At 45.2% G+C, this 14091-nt stretch carries 12 protein-coding genes and 1 pseudogene; 1 reads left to right on the top strand and 12 read right to left on the bottom strand.

Going from position 1 to position 14091, the window contains the following annotated elements; all coding sequences use genetic code 11:
- Window positions 1-7 precede the first annotated feature (7 nt).
- The 12 genes and pseudogenes from mutM to ACXN9U_RS01360 form a co-directional block, all read right to left on the bottom strand.
- Window positions 8-844 carry a DNA-formamidopyrimidine glycosylase gene (gene mutM, locus ACXN9U_RS01415; protein WP_489202111.1) on the bottom strand — a complete coding sequence of 279 codons (837 nt, stop codon included), beginning with the start codon at window positions 842-844 and terminating at the stop codon, window positions 8-10.
- A 28-nt stretch (window positions 845-872) separates the two neighbouring features.
- Entirely contained in the window at window positions 873-3512 is a 2640-nt protein-coding gene (polA, locus tag ACXN9U_RS01410) for a DNA polymerase I (protein ID WP_060964576.1), read from the bottom strand.
- A gap of 246 nt (window positions 3513-3758) precedes the next feature.
- Entirely contained in the window at window positions 3759-5498 is a 1740-nt protein-coding gene (gene pnpS / locus ACXN9U_RS01405) for a two-component system histidine kinase PnpS (RefSeq protein WP_489202110.1), read from the bottom strand.
- Window positions 5491-6210 carry a response regulator transcription factor gene (locus tag ACXN9U_RS01400; RefSeq protein ID WP_045509934.1) on the bottom strand — a complete coding sequence of 240 codons (720 nt, stop codon included), beginning with the start codon at window positions 6208-6210 and terminating at the stop codon, window positions 5491-5493. The genes pnpS and ACXN9U_RS01400 overlap by 8 nt, the downstream gene beginning before the upstream one ends.
- Before the next feature lie 215 nt (window positions 6211-6425).
- Window positions 6426-7364, bottom strand: coding sequence for a malate dehydrogenase (gene mdh / locus ACXN9U_RS01395; RefSeq protein ID WP_003152455.1), 939 nt, complete (start codon window positions 7362-7364; stop codon window positions 6426-6428).
- A 45-nt stretch (window positions 7365-7409) separates the two neighbouring features.
- Window positions 7410-8681, bottom strand: coding sequence for an NADP-dependent isocitrate dehydrogenase (icd, locus tag ACXN9U_RS01390; protein WP_438420374.1), 1272 nt, complete (start codon window positions 8679-8681; stop codon window positions 7410-7412).
- Between the two features lie 160 nt (window positions 8682-8841).
- Window positions 8842-9960, bottom strand: a complete 1119-nt coding sequence (gene citZ, locus ACXN9U_RS01385; RefSeq protein ID WP_489202109.1) for a citrate synthase — start codon at window positions 9958-9960, stop codon at window positions 8842-8844.
- Between the two features lie 438 nt (window positions 9961-10398).
- Entirely contained in the window at window positions 10399-10539 is a 141-nt protein-coding gene (locus tag ACXN9U_RS01380) for a PhrK family phosphatase-inhibitory pheromone (RefSeq protein WP_489202478.1), read from the bottom strand.
- Window positions 10540-10821: 282 nt separating this feature from the next.
- Window positions 10822-11241: a hypothetical protein gene (locus ACXN9U_RS01375; protein WP_489202108.1), complete on the bottom strand. Its 420-nt coding sequence runs from the start codon at window positions 11239-11241 to the stop codon at window positions 10822-10824.
- A 346-nt stretch (window positions 11242-11587) separates the two neighbouring features.
- Entirely contained in the window at window positions 11588-11998 is a 411-nt protein-coding gene (locus ACXN9U_RS01370) for a YjdF family protein (RefSeq protein ID WP_489202107.1), read from the bottom strand.
- Between the two features lie 162 nt (window positions 11999-12160).
- A pseudogene (locus tag ACXN9U_RS01365) lies at window positions 12161-12297 on the bottom strand (peptidoglycan-binding domain-containing protein); the annotation flags it as partial.
- A 106-nt stretch (window positions 12298-12403) separates the two neighbouring features.
- Window positions 12404-12868: a DUF441 domain-containing protein gene (locus ACXN9U_RS01360; protein ID WP_007408072.1), complete on the bottom strand. Its 465-nt coding sequence runs from the start codon at window positions 12866-12868 to the stop codon at window positions 12404-12406.
- A 97-nt stretch (window positions 12869-12965) separates the two neighbouring features.
- Between ACXN9U_RS01360 and ytvI the strand changes: the two genes are divergently transcribed.
- A complete protein-coding gene (ytvI, locus tag ACXN9U_RS01355; RefSeq protein ID WP_489202106.1) occupies window positions 12966-14081 on the top strand; it encodes a sporulation integral membrane protein YtvI in 1116 nt (371 codons plus the stop codon).
- Window positions 14082-14091: the final 10 nt, after the last annotated feature.

The following is a 14091-nucleotide window of genomic DNA, read 5'->3' as shown; positions in this document are numbered from 1 at the left end:
AACAGCTTCAGTTTATGATTTTTTTTTGGCATCGGGCGCAGAAATGCGTACCCCTTCCGCCGACTACGATTTTAGAAATCATCGTGCCGCACGTTTTGCACGGCTCATCCTTTTTGCCGTATACGTAATGTTTGAGCTGAAACATTCCGATTTCCCCTTGAGAATTGATATAAGACCGGACGGTGCTCCCGCCCGCGTCAATCGCTTCCTGAAGGGTGTCTTTAATTTCTGTATGAAGCTTTTTTATCTGTCCGTCAGACAGGCTGTTCGCTTTTGTCTCAGGGTGAATCCGCGCCCGGAATAAAGCTTCATCGACATAAATGTTGCCGAGGCCGACGACCGCTTTTTGATCGAGCAGGGCGGTTTTTACCGCGCGGTTCGTTTTTGCCAGCCGCTCTTTTAAATAGGCGGCGGTAAAGGCTTCATCATCTGGTTCGGGCCCGAGCTGTGAAAGCGGTAATGCATTCAGTTCCTCTCCCGGCGCAAATAAATGCATCGTGCCGAATTTCCGGACATCCCGGTAGCGGAGCTCTGTTCCGTCCGTCATGCGAAACACAACGTGAACATGTTTATCGTCAGGCTCATCGGCCTGATAAAGACCGTATTTCCCCTCCATCCGAAGATGGGACACCATGACATAATGATCCAGATGGAAAAGCAAAAACTTTCCCCTTCTTCCGATGGATCGAATGGTTTCTCCTGCAATCTGCCGCGCGAATTCCTCCGGCTCGGCGGGTTTTTTGATGATATTCGGCCACCTGATGTCCGCCGATTCAATCGTTTTTCCCTTCACAAGACCGGTCAGAGTGCGCCGGACCGTTTCAACTTCTGGTAATTCCGGCACAATCATCACTTCCTTTTTCTCTGTTTATTTATTTTGCATCGTACCAAGACGGTCCTGAAGCATAATCCGCCTTTAACGGCACGTCTAATGCCAAAGCATGCTCCATCACTTCAGGAACCAGCTTCTCTAATATTTCAATTTCTTCCTTAGGCGCTTCAAAAATCAATTCATCGTGCACCTGAAGCAGCAGTCTTGCCTTCAGTTTTTTCTCCTTCAGCTCAGCTGCCATATCAATCATGGCTTTTTTAATAATATCAGCGGCGCTGCCCTGAATCGGCGTATTCATAGCCGTCCGTTCCGCAAAGCTCCGCAGGTTGAAGTTACGGCTTGTCAGCTCAGGGATATAGCGGCGGCGCTGCATAAGAGTCGTCACATATCCTTTTTGTTTCGCTTCCTGCACCGATTCTTCCATATACGCCTTGACGCCCGGAAAGCTTTCTAAGTAGCGGTCAATAAAAGCGCCCGCTTCCTTCCGGGTAATGCCGAGGTTTTGAGACAGCCCGTAATCACTGATGCCGTAAACGATCCCGAAATTGACGGCCTTTGCCTGACGGCGCATCGCCTGTGTCACTTCATCCTCGCTGACATGAAACACATCCATTGCGGTTTTTGTGTGAATGTCCATATCATTCGTAAACGCCTCAATCAGATTTTCATCTTTTGAAATATGCGCAAGCACCCTTAACTCAATTTGTGAATAATCAGCGGCGAAAATAAGCCAGTCCGGTTCTGACGGAACGAAAGCCTGACGGATTTTCCGTCCTTCCTCCAGCCTGATCGGAATGTTTTGCAGGTTCGGATCAGTTGAGCTGAGGCGCCCGGTTTGAGTCAATGCCTGATTGAATCGGGTATGCACCTTATGAGAATCCTTGCGTGTGACTTTCAGCAGCCCTTCAATATAAGTCGATTGGAGTTTGCCGATTTGTCTGTATTGCAGGATGTAGGCAACGATATCATGTTTGTCTGCGAGCTTCTCCAGCACATCGGCTGAAGTGGAATAGCCTGTTTTTGTTTTCTTTACTGGCGGCAGGCCGAGCTTTTCAAACAGAATGACGCCGAGCTGTTTTGGTGAATTGATATTAAACGGTTCACCGGCGATGTCATGGATTTTTTCTTCATATTCTTTCAGCTTCGCGCCGAGCTCTTCGCCCATTCGCTTCAGTCTATCAACATCCACTTTGACGCCCATTGATTCCATTTCTCCGAGAATAAGCGCAAGCGGGAGTTCGAGATCTTCATATAATTCAAGCTGATTATTTTCTTCCAGCGCGTGCAGCAGTTTGTCCCGGAGGCTGTTAACGGCAGACGCTTTTCTCGCAAGATGATCGGCAAGCTCTTTTTCAGCCGGAACGGCGCGCTTTGCGCCTTTACCGTAAACCGCTTCATCTTTTGAAACGATATTCAGGCCGTATTCTTTCGCTACGCTCGCGACATCGTCGTACGAATTGCCCGGGTTTATAATGTAGGCGGCAAGAAGCGCGTCAAATTCCGTTCCCTTCAGCTCAATTCCCTGCCAGCGCAAAGCGACGACGGAGCGTTTGCTGTCAAACACCCACTTTTTCTTCGATTCATCTTCAGCCCAGGATTTAAACGCTTCGGACTGGATGGCGGTTTCTTTCGGAATATAATAAAGGCCTGCTTCATTCACGATGGAAAAGCCGAGTATCGGTTCTTCGTGATAGTTATCACCGATTTGTTCGACGACTAAAGCGGACGGCGAAACGAGCATAGCTTCGGTGATTTCTTCGGCCGTTTCAACATTGATGTCCTCAAAATCTTCTTCCGCCGTTTCTCCGCTATCTTCACCGAGCCGCTCAAGCAGCGTGTTAAAACCGAGGTCTTTAAAAATGGCAACGACTTGTTCACGGTCGAACCCTTGATAATCTAAATCGTCAAGCTTGACTTCAATCGGCGCATTTGTCATAATCGTCGCCAGCTCTTTGCTCATCAGGGCTTGTTCTTTATATTCTTCGAGCTTTTCTTTTAATTTTTTCCCGCTGACTTCATCAATTGATTCAAGCAATTTCTCAACCGAATGGAACTGCTTCAAGAGTTTAATTGCCGTTTTTTCGCCGACGCCGGGAACACCCGGAATGTTATCGGATGAATCCCCCATTAATCCCTTCATATCAATGATTTGCAGCGGTGTCAGACCGTACTTTTCTTCGACGTGCTCCGGCGTGTAATCTTCCACGTCGGTAATGCCTTTTCTCGTAATGGCAACGGTCGTTTTCCCGGTTGCAAGCTGCGTTAAGTCTTTGTCTCCGGAAAATACCTTTACTTCAAAGCCGTCTTTCTCAGCAGATACTGCAAGCGTGCCGATAATATCATCCGCTTCATATTCAGGAAGCTCATAGCGGCTGATATTGTAAGCATCGAGGAGCTCACGGATGAACGGCATCTGTTCAGAAAGCTCCGGCGGCGTTTTTTGTCTTCCGCCTTTATATTCTTTAAACGTGCTGTGGCGGAAAGTCGTTTTTCCCGCATCAAAAGCCACCAGCATGTGGGTCGGTTTTTCATCCTCCAGCATTTTCATTAAAATCATCGCAAACCCGTATACGGCATTTGTATGAATGCCTTTTTCATTGCTTAGAAGCGGTAATGCAAAAAACGCCCGGTACGCCAGACTGTTTCCGTCGACAAGCACTAATTTTTTTCGTTCCGTCATTCAATATCCTCCTAAGAGCAAAAGCTCGTCATTCCTCTGTTTTTTAATCTCACAGCTTCTCTTATTTTAACAAAGTTCAATTTGAAAGGAAAATGAGCGGACCCCGTGAAAACGCAAAAAAGGACGGGAACAAGAAAACACGTTCCCGCCGTCAAAATTGGCTCCTTGGATGAAGGGGTTCTGTTACATCCTAACAAGATAGGTTTAACAGGTCATGAAGAAATTGTTAATCCTTTGTAAAGCCGATCACGCTGCCGGCGGCCGCTTCAGCGTCACAGTGAACACGGTTCCCTGTCCCGGCTCGCTTGTGACTTCGATTTTGCCTTCATGGGCTTCTATTAAGTGCTTTACGATGGCAAGACCGAGCCCGGTTCCTCCCGAGTTGCGGCTTCTGTCTTTATCCACGCGGTAGAATCTCTCAAATATCCGCGGAATCTCTTCCTTCTGAATGCCGATTCCCGTATCGGACACTTTGATATCAACAGCGGTTTCTTTCACATTTACCGAAATCGCCACCGTCCCTTTTTCAGGCGTGTAGGTTAAAGCGTTGTTCGCCAGATTCAGGAATACCTGCTTCAGCCTGTGCACATCACCCATCACAAAAATCGGCTCCTCCGGAAGGTCAAGCTGAAAACTGATGCCTTTTTCCTCAGCCTTATGCTGTAAAAGGGCTTCGATTTCATGGAGGATTTTTGCGGCGTCAAAGGATTCTACGCGCATCGTAAAGTTCTGCTGCTCCATTTTGGATAAATCCAATAAGTCCTGTACGAGGGATTGGAGCCGCTCACTTTCTTTCAGAATGATAGACAGAAAGTCTGAAAGTGCCTTTTCATCTTTCATCGCCCCATCTAACAGCGTTTCCGTAAAGCCTTTAATCGAGGTGATCGGCGTTTTCAGTTCATGGGAAACATTGGCGACGAAGTCCTTCCTCATCTGCTCCAATTTTTTAATTTCCGTTATATCGTGAAAAACGAGAACAATGCCCTTCCATTCATCATCAGGACCCATGATCGGAACGCCGTCAACTTCAAAGTAGCGCCGCTCAATGTTGATGGGAAGTCTCAGCAGCTGGCATTTTTTCGTCTCCGTCATAAAAATATCTTCGACGAGCCGAATGATTTCCTCATGCTCAAACGCATCATGGTAAAGGCGGCGAAGCAGACGGTCAGGCTTTGTATGAAACTGCTTCGTGTACGATCGGTTCACGAGATTAATAAAACCTCTTCCGTCTATTAAAATCAAACCTGAACCGATATTTTCAATGACGGTTAACAGACGGTCGCGCTGCATATCCTGCGTTCTCGTCATTTCCATCAAATCGACCGCCAGACTGTTCATCGCACGCCCGAGACGGTCAGACCGCCTTGCATAACCGCTGTAGGAGCGGGCGTCATAATTGCCTTTGGACAGTTCCGTCGCCACCTTCGTCGCGGCGTCGATTGATTTTTTGTAACGGGACGTCATGTTTGTATAAAAGAAAACGATAATGATAAAAGCGGTACAAAGACTTGCTGCCAGCATACCCCACATTTCTCCGGTAATACTTGAACCGCCGCTGATTTCCGAGGAAACGAGCACATATCCCGCCGTTTGGCCGGCGTCATTTTTTACGGCAGCGCCGCGGATCATTTTGCTTCCCGCCTGTATGGCTGCCTCATTTTTATTGTGAGAAATGAACTCCTTTACGGCTGCATCATCAGCATGCCTGCCGGAATGATAAACGGCGTCACCCTTCTCATTGAGAACAGAGACGTTTATACCGAGGGTGCGGCCGGCGTCGCGGATCACCGTTTCATTGCTTTTATTGCCGATTCGGCCGGTATCAAGAAGGCCCGCTATGTATACCGATTCCTTTTTCAGCTGATCCGCCGTTTTGTCTTTAGCGGCTGAAGAAATAAGCTGCTGTAAAAAAAGGCCGAGAACACTGAAAACCAATATGATACATACAACAAGTAAAGCGAACAGACGCACACGGACTTTATTCATTCATTTTTGGCTCCTCCAGTTTATACCCCAAACCTCTGATTGTTTTAATATAGATGGGTTTTTTGGTATTTGATTCGATTTTGTCGCGCAGATGGCTGATATGAACGTCAACAATCCGGGTGTCCCCGGCAAAATCATAGTTCCAGACCGCGCTCAGCAGAAGATCTCTTGTCAGCACTCTTCCCTTGTGTTTTCCCAAATACAGAAGCAGTTCAAATTCTTTAGGCGTCAATTCCAGCTGTTCCGACTTAAAGTACGCTTCGTAATGCTCCGGAAGAATTTTCAGCTCGCCGATAAGGATCTGCCCGTCCTTTTCCTCTTCTCTGCCTTGTGACAGCGAAGAAATGTCAGCCCTTCTTAAAATGGCTTTCACCCGCGCAGTCACTTCCCTCGGACTGAACGGCTTTGTCATGTAATCATCCGCTCCGAGCTCCAGTCCCAGCACCTTATCAAACTCCTCATCTTTTGCTGTCAGCATCAAGATCGGAACCATCATTTTCTGCTGTCTGAGCTGTTTACAGACGTCGATTCCGTCCACTTTCGGCAGCATGACATCCAGTACGATTAAATCCGGATTTTCCTTCTCTGCCTGCTCCAGAGCCTCTTCGCCGTCTGATGCGGTAATGACATCATAGCCGGACCGTTCCAGATTGTACTGTAAAAGAGTAACGATAGATTGTTCATCATCTACAACTAAAATTTTTTTGTTCATGCTGCGCCCTCCGCTGTCTATTTTCCCCGACATCCAATTTTCTCTATTTTATGTGCTGCATATCACTTTATGATTTCATTTTATCTAATACTGCCCGTTCAGACAATTCGCCTTTTTGATCATTTTCAGAGAAAGGATCGTTCAGGGAAAAAGAAAACGCTTTCATTAATTGTAAAAAGAGGAAGGCTTCTGATTCGGAAGCCTTCCCTTTTTTCTTATGACAATACTTTCATCACGTTTTTGACAGATTCAACTGATTTACTCAGCTGTGCTTTTTCATAGTCTGTCAGTTCAAGCTCAATGATTTGCTCTAGGCCGTTTCCTCCGATAATCGTCGGTACGCCTAAGTAAATGCCTTCATGACCGTATTCGCCTTCTAAATAAGCGATGGTCGGAAGCACGCGGCGCTGATCTTTCAAAATGGCTTCTACCATTTCTGTCAGTGATGCAGCAGGCGCGTAGTAGGCGCTTCCGTTTCCGAGAAGGTTGACGATTTCCCCGCCGCCTTTTCTTGTGCGCTCTACAATCGCATCAAGACGGTCTTTCGGGATAAGCGTTTCGAGCGGAATGCCGCCCGCATAGGAATAACGGACGAGAGGAACCATGTCGTCACCGTGTCCTCCGAGAACAAAACCGGTCACGTCTTTTACTGACAGGTTTAATTCTTCAGCGACGAATGTTCTGAACCGCGCAGTGTCAAGCACTCCGGATTGTCCGATAACGCGTTCTTTCGGGAAGCCTGATTCTTTGTACACCGCATATGTCATCGCATCAACAGGGTTTGTTAATACGACGATAATGCAGTCAGGAGAATATTTCACGATCTCACGTGTGACGCTTCTCATGATTTTTTCGTTTGTAGATACGAGATCATCACGGCTCATGCCTGGTTTTCTCGCAATTCCGGCCGTGATGACGACGATATCAGAACCAGCTGTGTCCTCGTAGTTGGACGTGCCTGTGATTTTCGCGTCAAATCCTTGAACCGGACTTGCTTCGAGCATGTCAAGCGCTTTTCCTTTAGTCGGGTTTTCTAATTGTGGAATATCAACGAGCACAACATCCGCAAGCTCTTTTTGAGCTGTAAGGAAGGCTGTTGTCGCTCCCGTAAATCCTGCTCCGATAACAGAAACTTTACTGCGTGTTTTTCCCATGATTCTCTTCTCCTTTTTTGGCTTCATTAGAAGTCTGCTTTAGGTTCAGTCCATGTTTTTGATAAGCTCTTCACCGAACTCTGAACATTTCACTTCAGTTGCACCGTCCATTAATCTTGCAAAATCGTAAGTTACTACTTTTGAAGCAATCGTTTTTTCCATAGATTTAATGACTAGGTCAGCCGCCTCATTCCAGTTCAGGTGTTCAAGAAGAAGCACTCCTGAAAGGATAACGGATGACGGGTTGACTTTGTCAAGGCCAGCATATTTAGGAGCCGTTCCGTGAGTCGCTTCGAAAATCGCATGCCCTGTTTCATAGTTGATGTTCGCTCCCGGCGCGATTCCGATTCCGCCTACCTGAGCGGCAAGCGCATCAGAGATATAGTCTCCGTTTAAGTTCATCGTCGCCACGACGTCGAATTCACTCGGACGGGTTAAGATCTGCTGAAGGAAAATATCAGCGATGCTGTCTTTGACGATGATTTTTCCTGCTGCTTCTGCTTCGCTCTGCGCTTTATCAGCCGCTTCTTTTCCGTCTTTTTCGACGATGCGGTCATATTCGGCCCAAGTGAATACTTTATCTCCGTATTCTCTTTCGGCAAGCTCATAGCCCCAATTTTTAAATGCCCCTTCAGTGAACTTCATGATGTTTCCTTTGTGGACAAGCGTGACAGACTTGCGGCCGTTTTCGATCGCATACTCAATGGCAGCTCTGACTAAGCGGCTTGTTCCTTCTTCAGAAACAGGCTTTATGCCGATTCCTGATGTTTCAGGGAAACGGATTTTGTTAACGCCCATTTCATTTTGCAGGAAGCTGATCAGCTTTTCAACTTCTTCAGAACCTTTCGCATACTCAATTCCGGCGTAAATATCTTCCGTATTTTCGCGGAAAATGACCATATCCGTATCTTCAGGACGTTTGACCGGAGAAGGCACCCCAGTGAAATATCTGACAGGGCGCAGGCATGTAAACAAATCAAGCTCCTGTCTCAGCGCCACGTTCAGAGAACGGATACCGCCGCCGACCGGTGTCGTCAGAGGTCCTTTGATAGCGATGAAGTACTCTCTGATGTCTTCCAGCGTTTCGGCAGGAAGCCACTCACCTGTTTTATTATAAGCCTTTTCACCGGCATAAACTTCTTTCCACGTGATTTTTTTCTCGCCTTTATATGCTTTTTCAACAGCGGCTTCCAATACTTTAGAAGCGGCATTCCAAATATCAGGGCCTGTGCCGTCACCTTCAATAAACGGGATAATCGGATTATTTGGTACGTTTAATACTCCATTAGAGACTGTAATTTTTTCACCTTGTGACACAATATTACCTCCCAGTATGTAATTCATATTTAGAAAACATTTTATTTTTCTTGTATAGAAAATAAAATGATTTTTCTCAAGATTCTATCAAAATTGTAAACCAACTTGGGCTTGATTAACAAGAGGCTAACGACATGAAAATCACCAGCCTCCCGTTTGATCAGGCTCTTTCGTCAATCGGAACAAAAGTCTGCTTATCCGGACCCGTGTATTCAGCGCGCGGGCGGATGAGGCGGTTGTTATCGTATTGCTCAAGAATGTGCGCGATCCATCCGGACATTCTGCTGACCGCAAAGATCGGCGTAAACAGATCGTGGTCAATGCCGAGACTGTGGTACACAGATGCGGAATAGAAATCAACGTTAGGCGGAAGTTTTTTCTCCGACGTCACAATTTCTTCGACACGGATTGACATGTCGTACCATTTGCTTTCACCCGTCAGATTCGTCAGGCGTTTGCTCATTTCTTTTAAATGTTTGGCGCGCGGATCCCCATGCTTATACACGCGGTGTCCGAAGCCCATCACTTTTTCCTTTTTCTCCATTTTGCTGCGGATATAAGGCTCGGCATTTTCCGCTTCTCCGATCTCTGTCAGCATTTTCATGACGGCTTCATTGGCTCCGCCGTGAAGCGGTCCTTTTAATGCGCCGATGGCCGCCGTGATGCCTGAGTAAATATCGGATAAGGTGGCGACACATACTCTCGCCGTAAATGTTGATGCATTCAGCTCATGATCCGCATGAAGAATGAGCGCTTTGTTAAACGCTTCCACTTCGATCGGAGAAGGATCTTCACCATTTAAGGTGTAAAGGAAGTTCTCCGCAATACCGTACTCTTCCTTCGGTTCAACAGGATCAAGTCCTTTGCGGATTCTTGAGAAAGCGGCGACAATGCCCGGCACCTTCGCCTGCAGACGGATGGCTTTTCTGTAGTTCGCTTCCGGATTCATGACATCGGCTTCACTGTCAGTCAGACCGAGTAATGAAATCGCCGTCCGGAGCGCAGCCATTGGATGCACGTTATTGAGGGGATAGGATTTGAAGTGCTCAATGATTTCTTGTGGAACGGCAGCTTCTTTCGCAAGCTGTTTTCTCAGTTCAGCAAGCTCTGTTTTATTCGGCAGGCGCAGATGCCACAGCAAATAAATGATTTCTTCAAAACTTGCATTCTCTGTCAAGTCGTCAATATCGTACCCTACATATGTAAGGGTATCGTCGATAATAGAGCTTACAGATGATGTTGTTGCTACAACCCCTTCAAGACCGCGTGTTGCTGTCATATTCAACCTCTCCTTTTCAATCAAAATTCCCCTTTAAAGAGTACATAAAACATACGGCTTACTTAAAATGAGTCATGTAAACACTCCCTTTCCCCTTTAAGAAAATGCTTACATTTCAATGATTGCGGTTACATAACCGGTATGCTTATAGAGGAACATAACAAATTCTTATAAGCTTATTTAAGTTTAAGCCTATTCTTATTATAAACAATAATCAGATTAATTTGTAGACTTTTAACTAAAAATGTTTTAAAAGCCCTATATATCAAGGTTTTCCGTTAATTTATTTAATCGCTCGCTTTCAGACGCTTTGTAAAACCATGTATTCTCATGTTTTCATTTGGGGGAGCTTTGGGAGTTCGCACCACTCCACTACCCGGGTTATTCACAAATGAACTCCAGAAAAGCGCAAAAAAAAAAACCCTATCCGGGGCTTTTTTATGTGCCAACTGGCCGCTCTGCTAATTTTAGTGTACCCACCGGGCGCTCTGTTATTTTAACATCTGATGATTCTTGATTAATCTTGACTACAGCTAAACCACTTAACGTAACGAAAGTTAGGGCTGCACAAAGAATCATTTTTTTCAATTATAATCCCTCCAGGTGCCTCATTTTCTCCTCGGCTAAAATAGCATGCTTAGAAAATTCAAGCGCCTCTTTATAGAGTCCATGCTTCTCACAGTGTTCTGAAATAACCAAAGAAAGATCAAAGACGCTATCAAGGTCATTTACTTCATATAAGTAAAAAATACCACCTCGACAAGTTTCAATGCTTTTCCTCTGATCCTGCTGCAGAACTCCGTAAATAATATTTATTTTAGCCTCATAAAGAGGATATCCTATGTAGAGTATCCTGTTTTATCAATTTTGCCTTGTGGAGTTGTGATGCTTTAAATGCAGGAATGTAACTGCTGAATCTCTGTCCCTTGAACCAGAACCCAAAAGGAAGGGGTCTACTCTGAAAGTCAATGTATCGGTTCCTGAAATCTTGCCTTTTTTACCCGGAAGCTTTGAATGAGGGATAATTATGAACTTCACTATATACCTGCCTTCTTTTTCTTCGGATAATTTAACGCCTCCTTTAATGGTAACAGAGAGTGTGTCATCCTTATAGAATTCGCGGGCACTGTCTAATATATTTTTACAGAAAAGCTCATGCATAAAAAAATCAAATAGCTCCTGAGAAACTTTTGGGTTCTGCCCGTGTTCTTGTTTAGCAGCAGCCACTGTGATAGAGCTTAACGAAAAACATAAGATCACCAATACAATTATTTTTTTCATAGTAATCATCTCCCTTCACTTTAACATTTGCATTCCTTTATTTTTTATTACATCTTGAATATCTAATAACTTCGAAAAGTCTTTTCCCTTCATAAAAGAGAGAGCTTATTATTACTTCAGCTAAGACAAGATTTTCGCTTTTGTACTCAGCCCTAAATATCCTCATCAAACCGTTCATTAATTGAAACTGACTCATTTACTGATGTAAGTGAATTTAAATAAATTGCAGAAAAACCCTCCTCATCTCGAGAAGGGCTCGATTTCTACTTCTATTTTCTTAATCAGTCCGAAGAAAAAACTGATGCCGCTCACCTTTTTAATCGGAGAGCTTCATAGGGTTCTCCAACTATTTGCCCCTATGCTTTTCTTTTGCTTTTTGTTTTCTGATTAAATATTTTTGTTCCTTTATTTTTTCTCTTTGTTTTCTATTCAGTTGTTTTTTCTTTTCTTTTCTTGTTTCCAGCTCCTGTTTTATTGCTTTTTGTGCCTTAGTTGATATCCCGATATTTTTCATCTCTTTAGAAGCTTGTCGTTGTAATCTTTTTGGATTTAACTTCTTAGATTTTGTTTTAACACAAACCCCTTCTTGTTCAGTGCGGGAGAGAGTCTGTAAAAGTTGATTATTCACAAAATGCATTATTTCTGAATCCTTTGGCTCTTGTCCAAACAAATGACGAATTGCTCTTAATTTCCCATCATTCACAACTTCAATTACTCCTACCCAAAACTGACCATCGTAGTAAACCGTTAATTTCATAACGATTCCCTCCTCCTAAATTTACTGAAGAATGATGGACATCCCGAGGAGGGGAAGGTTACTGACATTTTAAATAATGCATCCGGACTACCAACCGAATTGTGTTTTTTCATTCTCATTATAAATTTAACAAACTTTCAAATTGAAGGAAAGGGTCTCAGCTTATTTTAACAACACTTCAAGTTTTGATTTGGTTCAAGTGCATAAATTCCATCAGCTTTTAATCCATTCATCAATTGGAACCGCCTTACTGCATCTTCAGTCTTCGTGCCATATGCGCCATCGATTCCGAAGTTCTTTGTTACATGGTAAGCCACTTCATTCCTCAGAATAATGCAAATGGCATTTGTCTGAACGACAAAATGCGCAGGTGCAAACTCTTATTTCACCCGCAAAAAAAGCGGCTTACGAAGTGAATATTTTAACGATCTGCATGGCCAGATAGGCAATTCCGGCGCCGATTAACGGACCGACGGCGACGCCGCCGAAAAGCGCGACGGCAAGTATCGTGCCGATCACCAGCGCAGTTGTAATATGAGGATCGTTTTCCAATAAGGTGAGACCGTTTTTGGCGATTAAGGCTACGGCGATTCCAGCGCCGAGAGCGATCCACGCATAATATGATTTCATCGCTTCTCCGAGCTGTTTAAAACCGATGTCACCTGTCGCAATCGGCACTAAAACGGCGATTGTAATGACGGTGACCCCCCAGTTGATTCCTTTTGACTGAATCACCGGGAACAATTTCTGGTCAAGACCGACAGCTTTTATCACAATGAGAAAGCCGACGGCAAAAAGCAATGACTGGTTTTTGGCTATCAATGCGATGGCCAGCAATAATAGTAAGAATAAATTCGCCTGTGTAAACATCCTGAAAGCACCATCCTTCATCATAACTGTATTCATATCCTTTTTTTTGACGAATAAACTAATGTAATAGGACGTGCCGACCGAGAGGAGGATCGATGTGAATCCGCACTATGCAACTGTTTTTTTCCGCGCGCTGTTTGTACTAGCTGCGGCCGGCGGCGCTTTAGCGGCCGGTTACGCCTCATTCCCGTTAACTTATCCGTTTCTGATCGCCCTTATTCTGTCATCGGCGATTATTCCCGTTGTTGACTGGCTGGACAAAGTGACAGGGCTGCCCCGATCAGTCAATACAGTCATTGTCCTGGCCTTCTTTTTGCTGATTCTTCTTGGCGCTGCGACTTTTCTCGTTGCGGAAATCATCTCGGGAACCGCCTATCTGGCCAAAACGCTCCCTCCCCATATCAGCGCCTTTATAACGTATTGCGAGGAGTTCTTCACTTCCCGCATTCAGCCATTGTACCACGAGCTGACTGTCTTATTTAACGGGCTGGAAACCAATCAGCAGGCATCCATCGTGACGCATATCCAGACCCTTGGTGATACAGCCGCTAAAAATGCGGGGCTGATGCTTTCACATCTTTTAGAGCTGGTGCCGAAATGGATTGCCTTCCTTCCCAATACGGCTGCTGTCTTCGTATTCGCAATGCTGGCGACTTTTTTTATGACTAAGGACTGGCACAAGCTGAAAGCGATGCTTTATTCCATTCTTCCGGAACGCGTTTCGGCAAACGCCAAGGCCGTGTCGGGAGAACTGAAAAAAGCGATGGCCGGTTTCATTAAGGCGCAGGCCGTGCTCATCCTTTTTACGATGATCATTGTCTTTATCGGACTGTTTCTTTTAGGAATTGAGCATGCGGCGACCATTGCCTTTTTTATCGGCCTGGTGGATCTTCTCCCGTATCTCGGCGCCGGATCGGTATTTGTTCCCTGGATTATGTATTTGGCCATTGCCGGTCAGCTTCCCCAAGCGATCGGTCTCGGTATTTTATATATAGTGGTTCTCATTCAGCGCCAGCTGACGGAGCCGAAGATTTTAAGCAAGTCAATCGGGCTTGATCCGCTTGCGACCTTAATCGCCCTGTTTGCCGGTTTTAAGCTGTTCGGAATTTTAGGACTGGCTGCGGGGCCTGCGCTGCTCGTTTTCATTCAGGCCTTTATCACAACGGGCGCTTTAAAAGAAATATGGGCCTATATTACTGTCCAGTCCAAATAAAAACAGCAGC

The organism is Bacillus sp. BACIII (assembly GCF_057836745.1).
This window is presented reverse-complemented; position numbering and strand designations above follow the sequence as displayed.

What these genes read in the sequence shown, in the direction of transcription:
- polA (WP_060964576.1), bottom strand. Translation starts at nt 3,512, where the DNA reads ATGACGGAACGAAAAAAATTAGTGCTTGTCGACGGAAACAGTCTGGCG.
- pnpS (WP_489202110.1), bottom strand. Translation starts at nt 5,498, where the DNA reads ATGAATAAAGTCCGTGTGCGTCTGTTCGCTTTACTTGTTGTATGTATC.
- ACXN9U_RS01400 (WP_045509934.1), bottom strand. Translation starts at nt 6,210, where the DNA reads ATGAACAAAAAAATTTTAGTTGTAGATGATGAACAATCTATCGTTACT.
- mdh (WP_003152455.1), bottom strand. Translation starts at nt 7,364, where the DNA reads ATGGGAAAAACACGCAGTAAAGTTTCTGTTATCGGAGCAGGATTTACG.
- citZ (WP_489202109.1), bottom strand. Translation starts at nt 9,960, where the DNA reads ATGACAGCAACACGCGGTCTTGAAGGGGTTGTAGCAACAACATCATCT.
- ACXN9U_RS01380 (WP_489202478.1), bottom strand. Translation starts at nt 10,539, where the DNA reads ATGATTCTTTGTGCAGCCCTAACTTTCGTTACGTTAAGTGGTTTAGCT.
- ACXN9U_RS01375 (WP_489202108.1), bottom strand. Translation starts at nt 11,241, where the DNA reads ATGAAAAAAATAATTGTATTGGTGATCTTATGTTTTTCGTTAAGCTCT.
- ACXN9U_RS01370 (WP_489202107.1), bottom strand. Translation starts at nt 11,998, where the DNA reads ATGAAATTAACGGTTTACTACGATGGTCAGTTTTGGGTAGGAGTAATT.
- ACXN9U_RS01360 (WP_007408072.1), bottom strand. Translation starts at nt 12,868, where the DNA reads ATGTTTACACAGGCGAATTTATTCTTACTATTATTGCTGGCCATCGCA.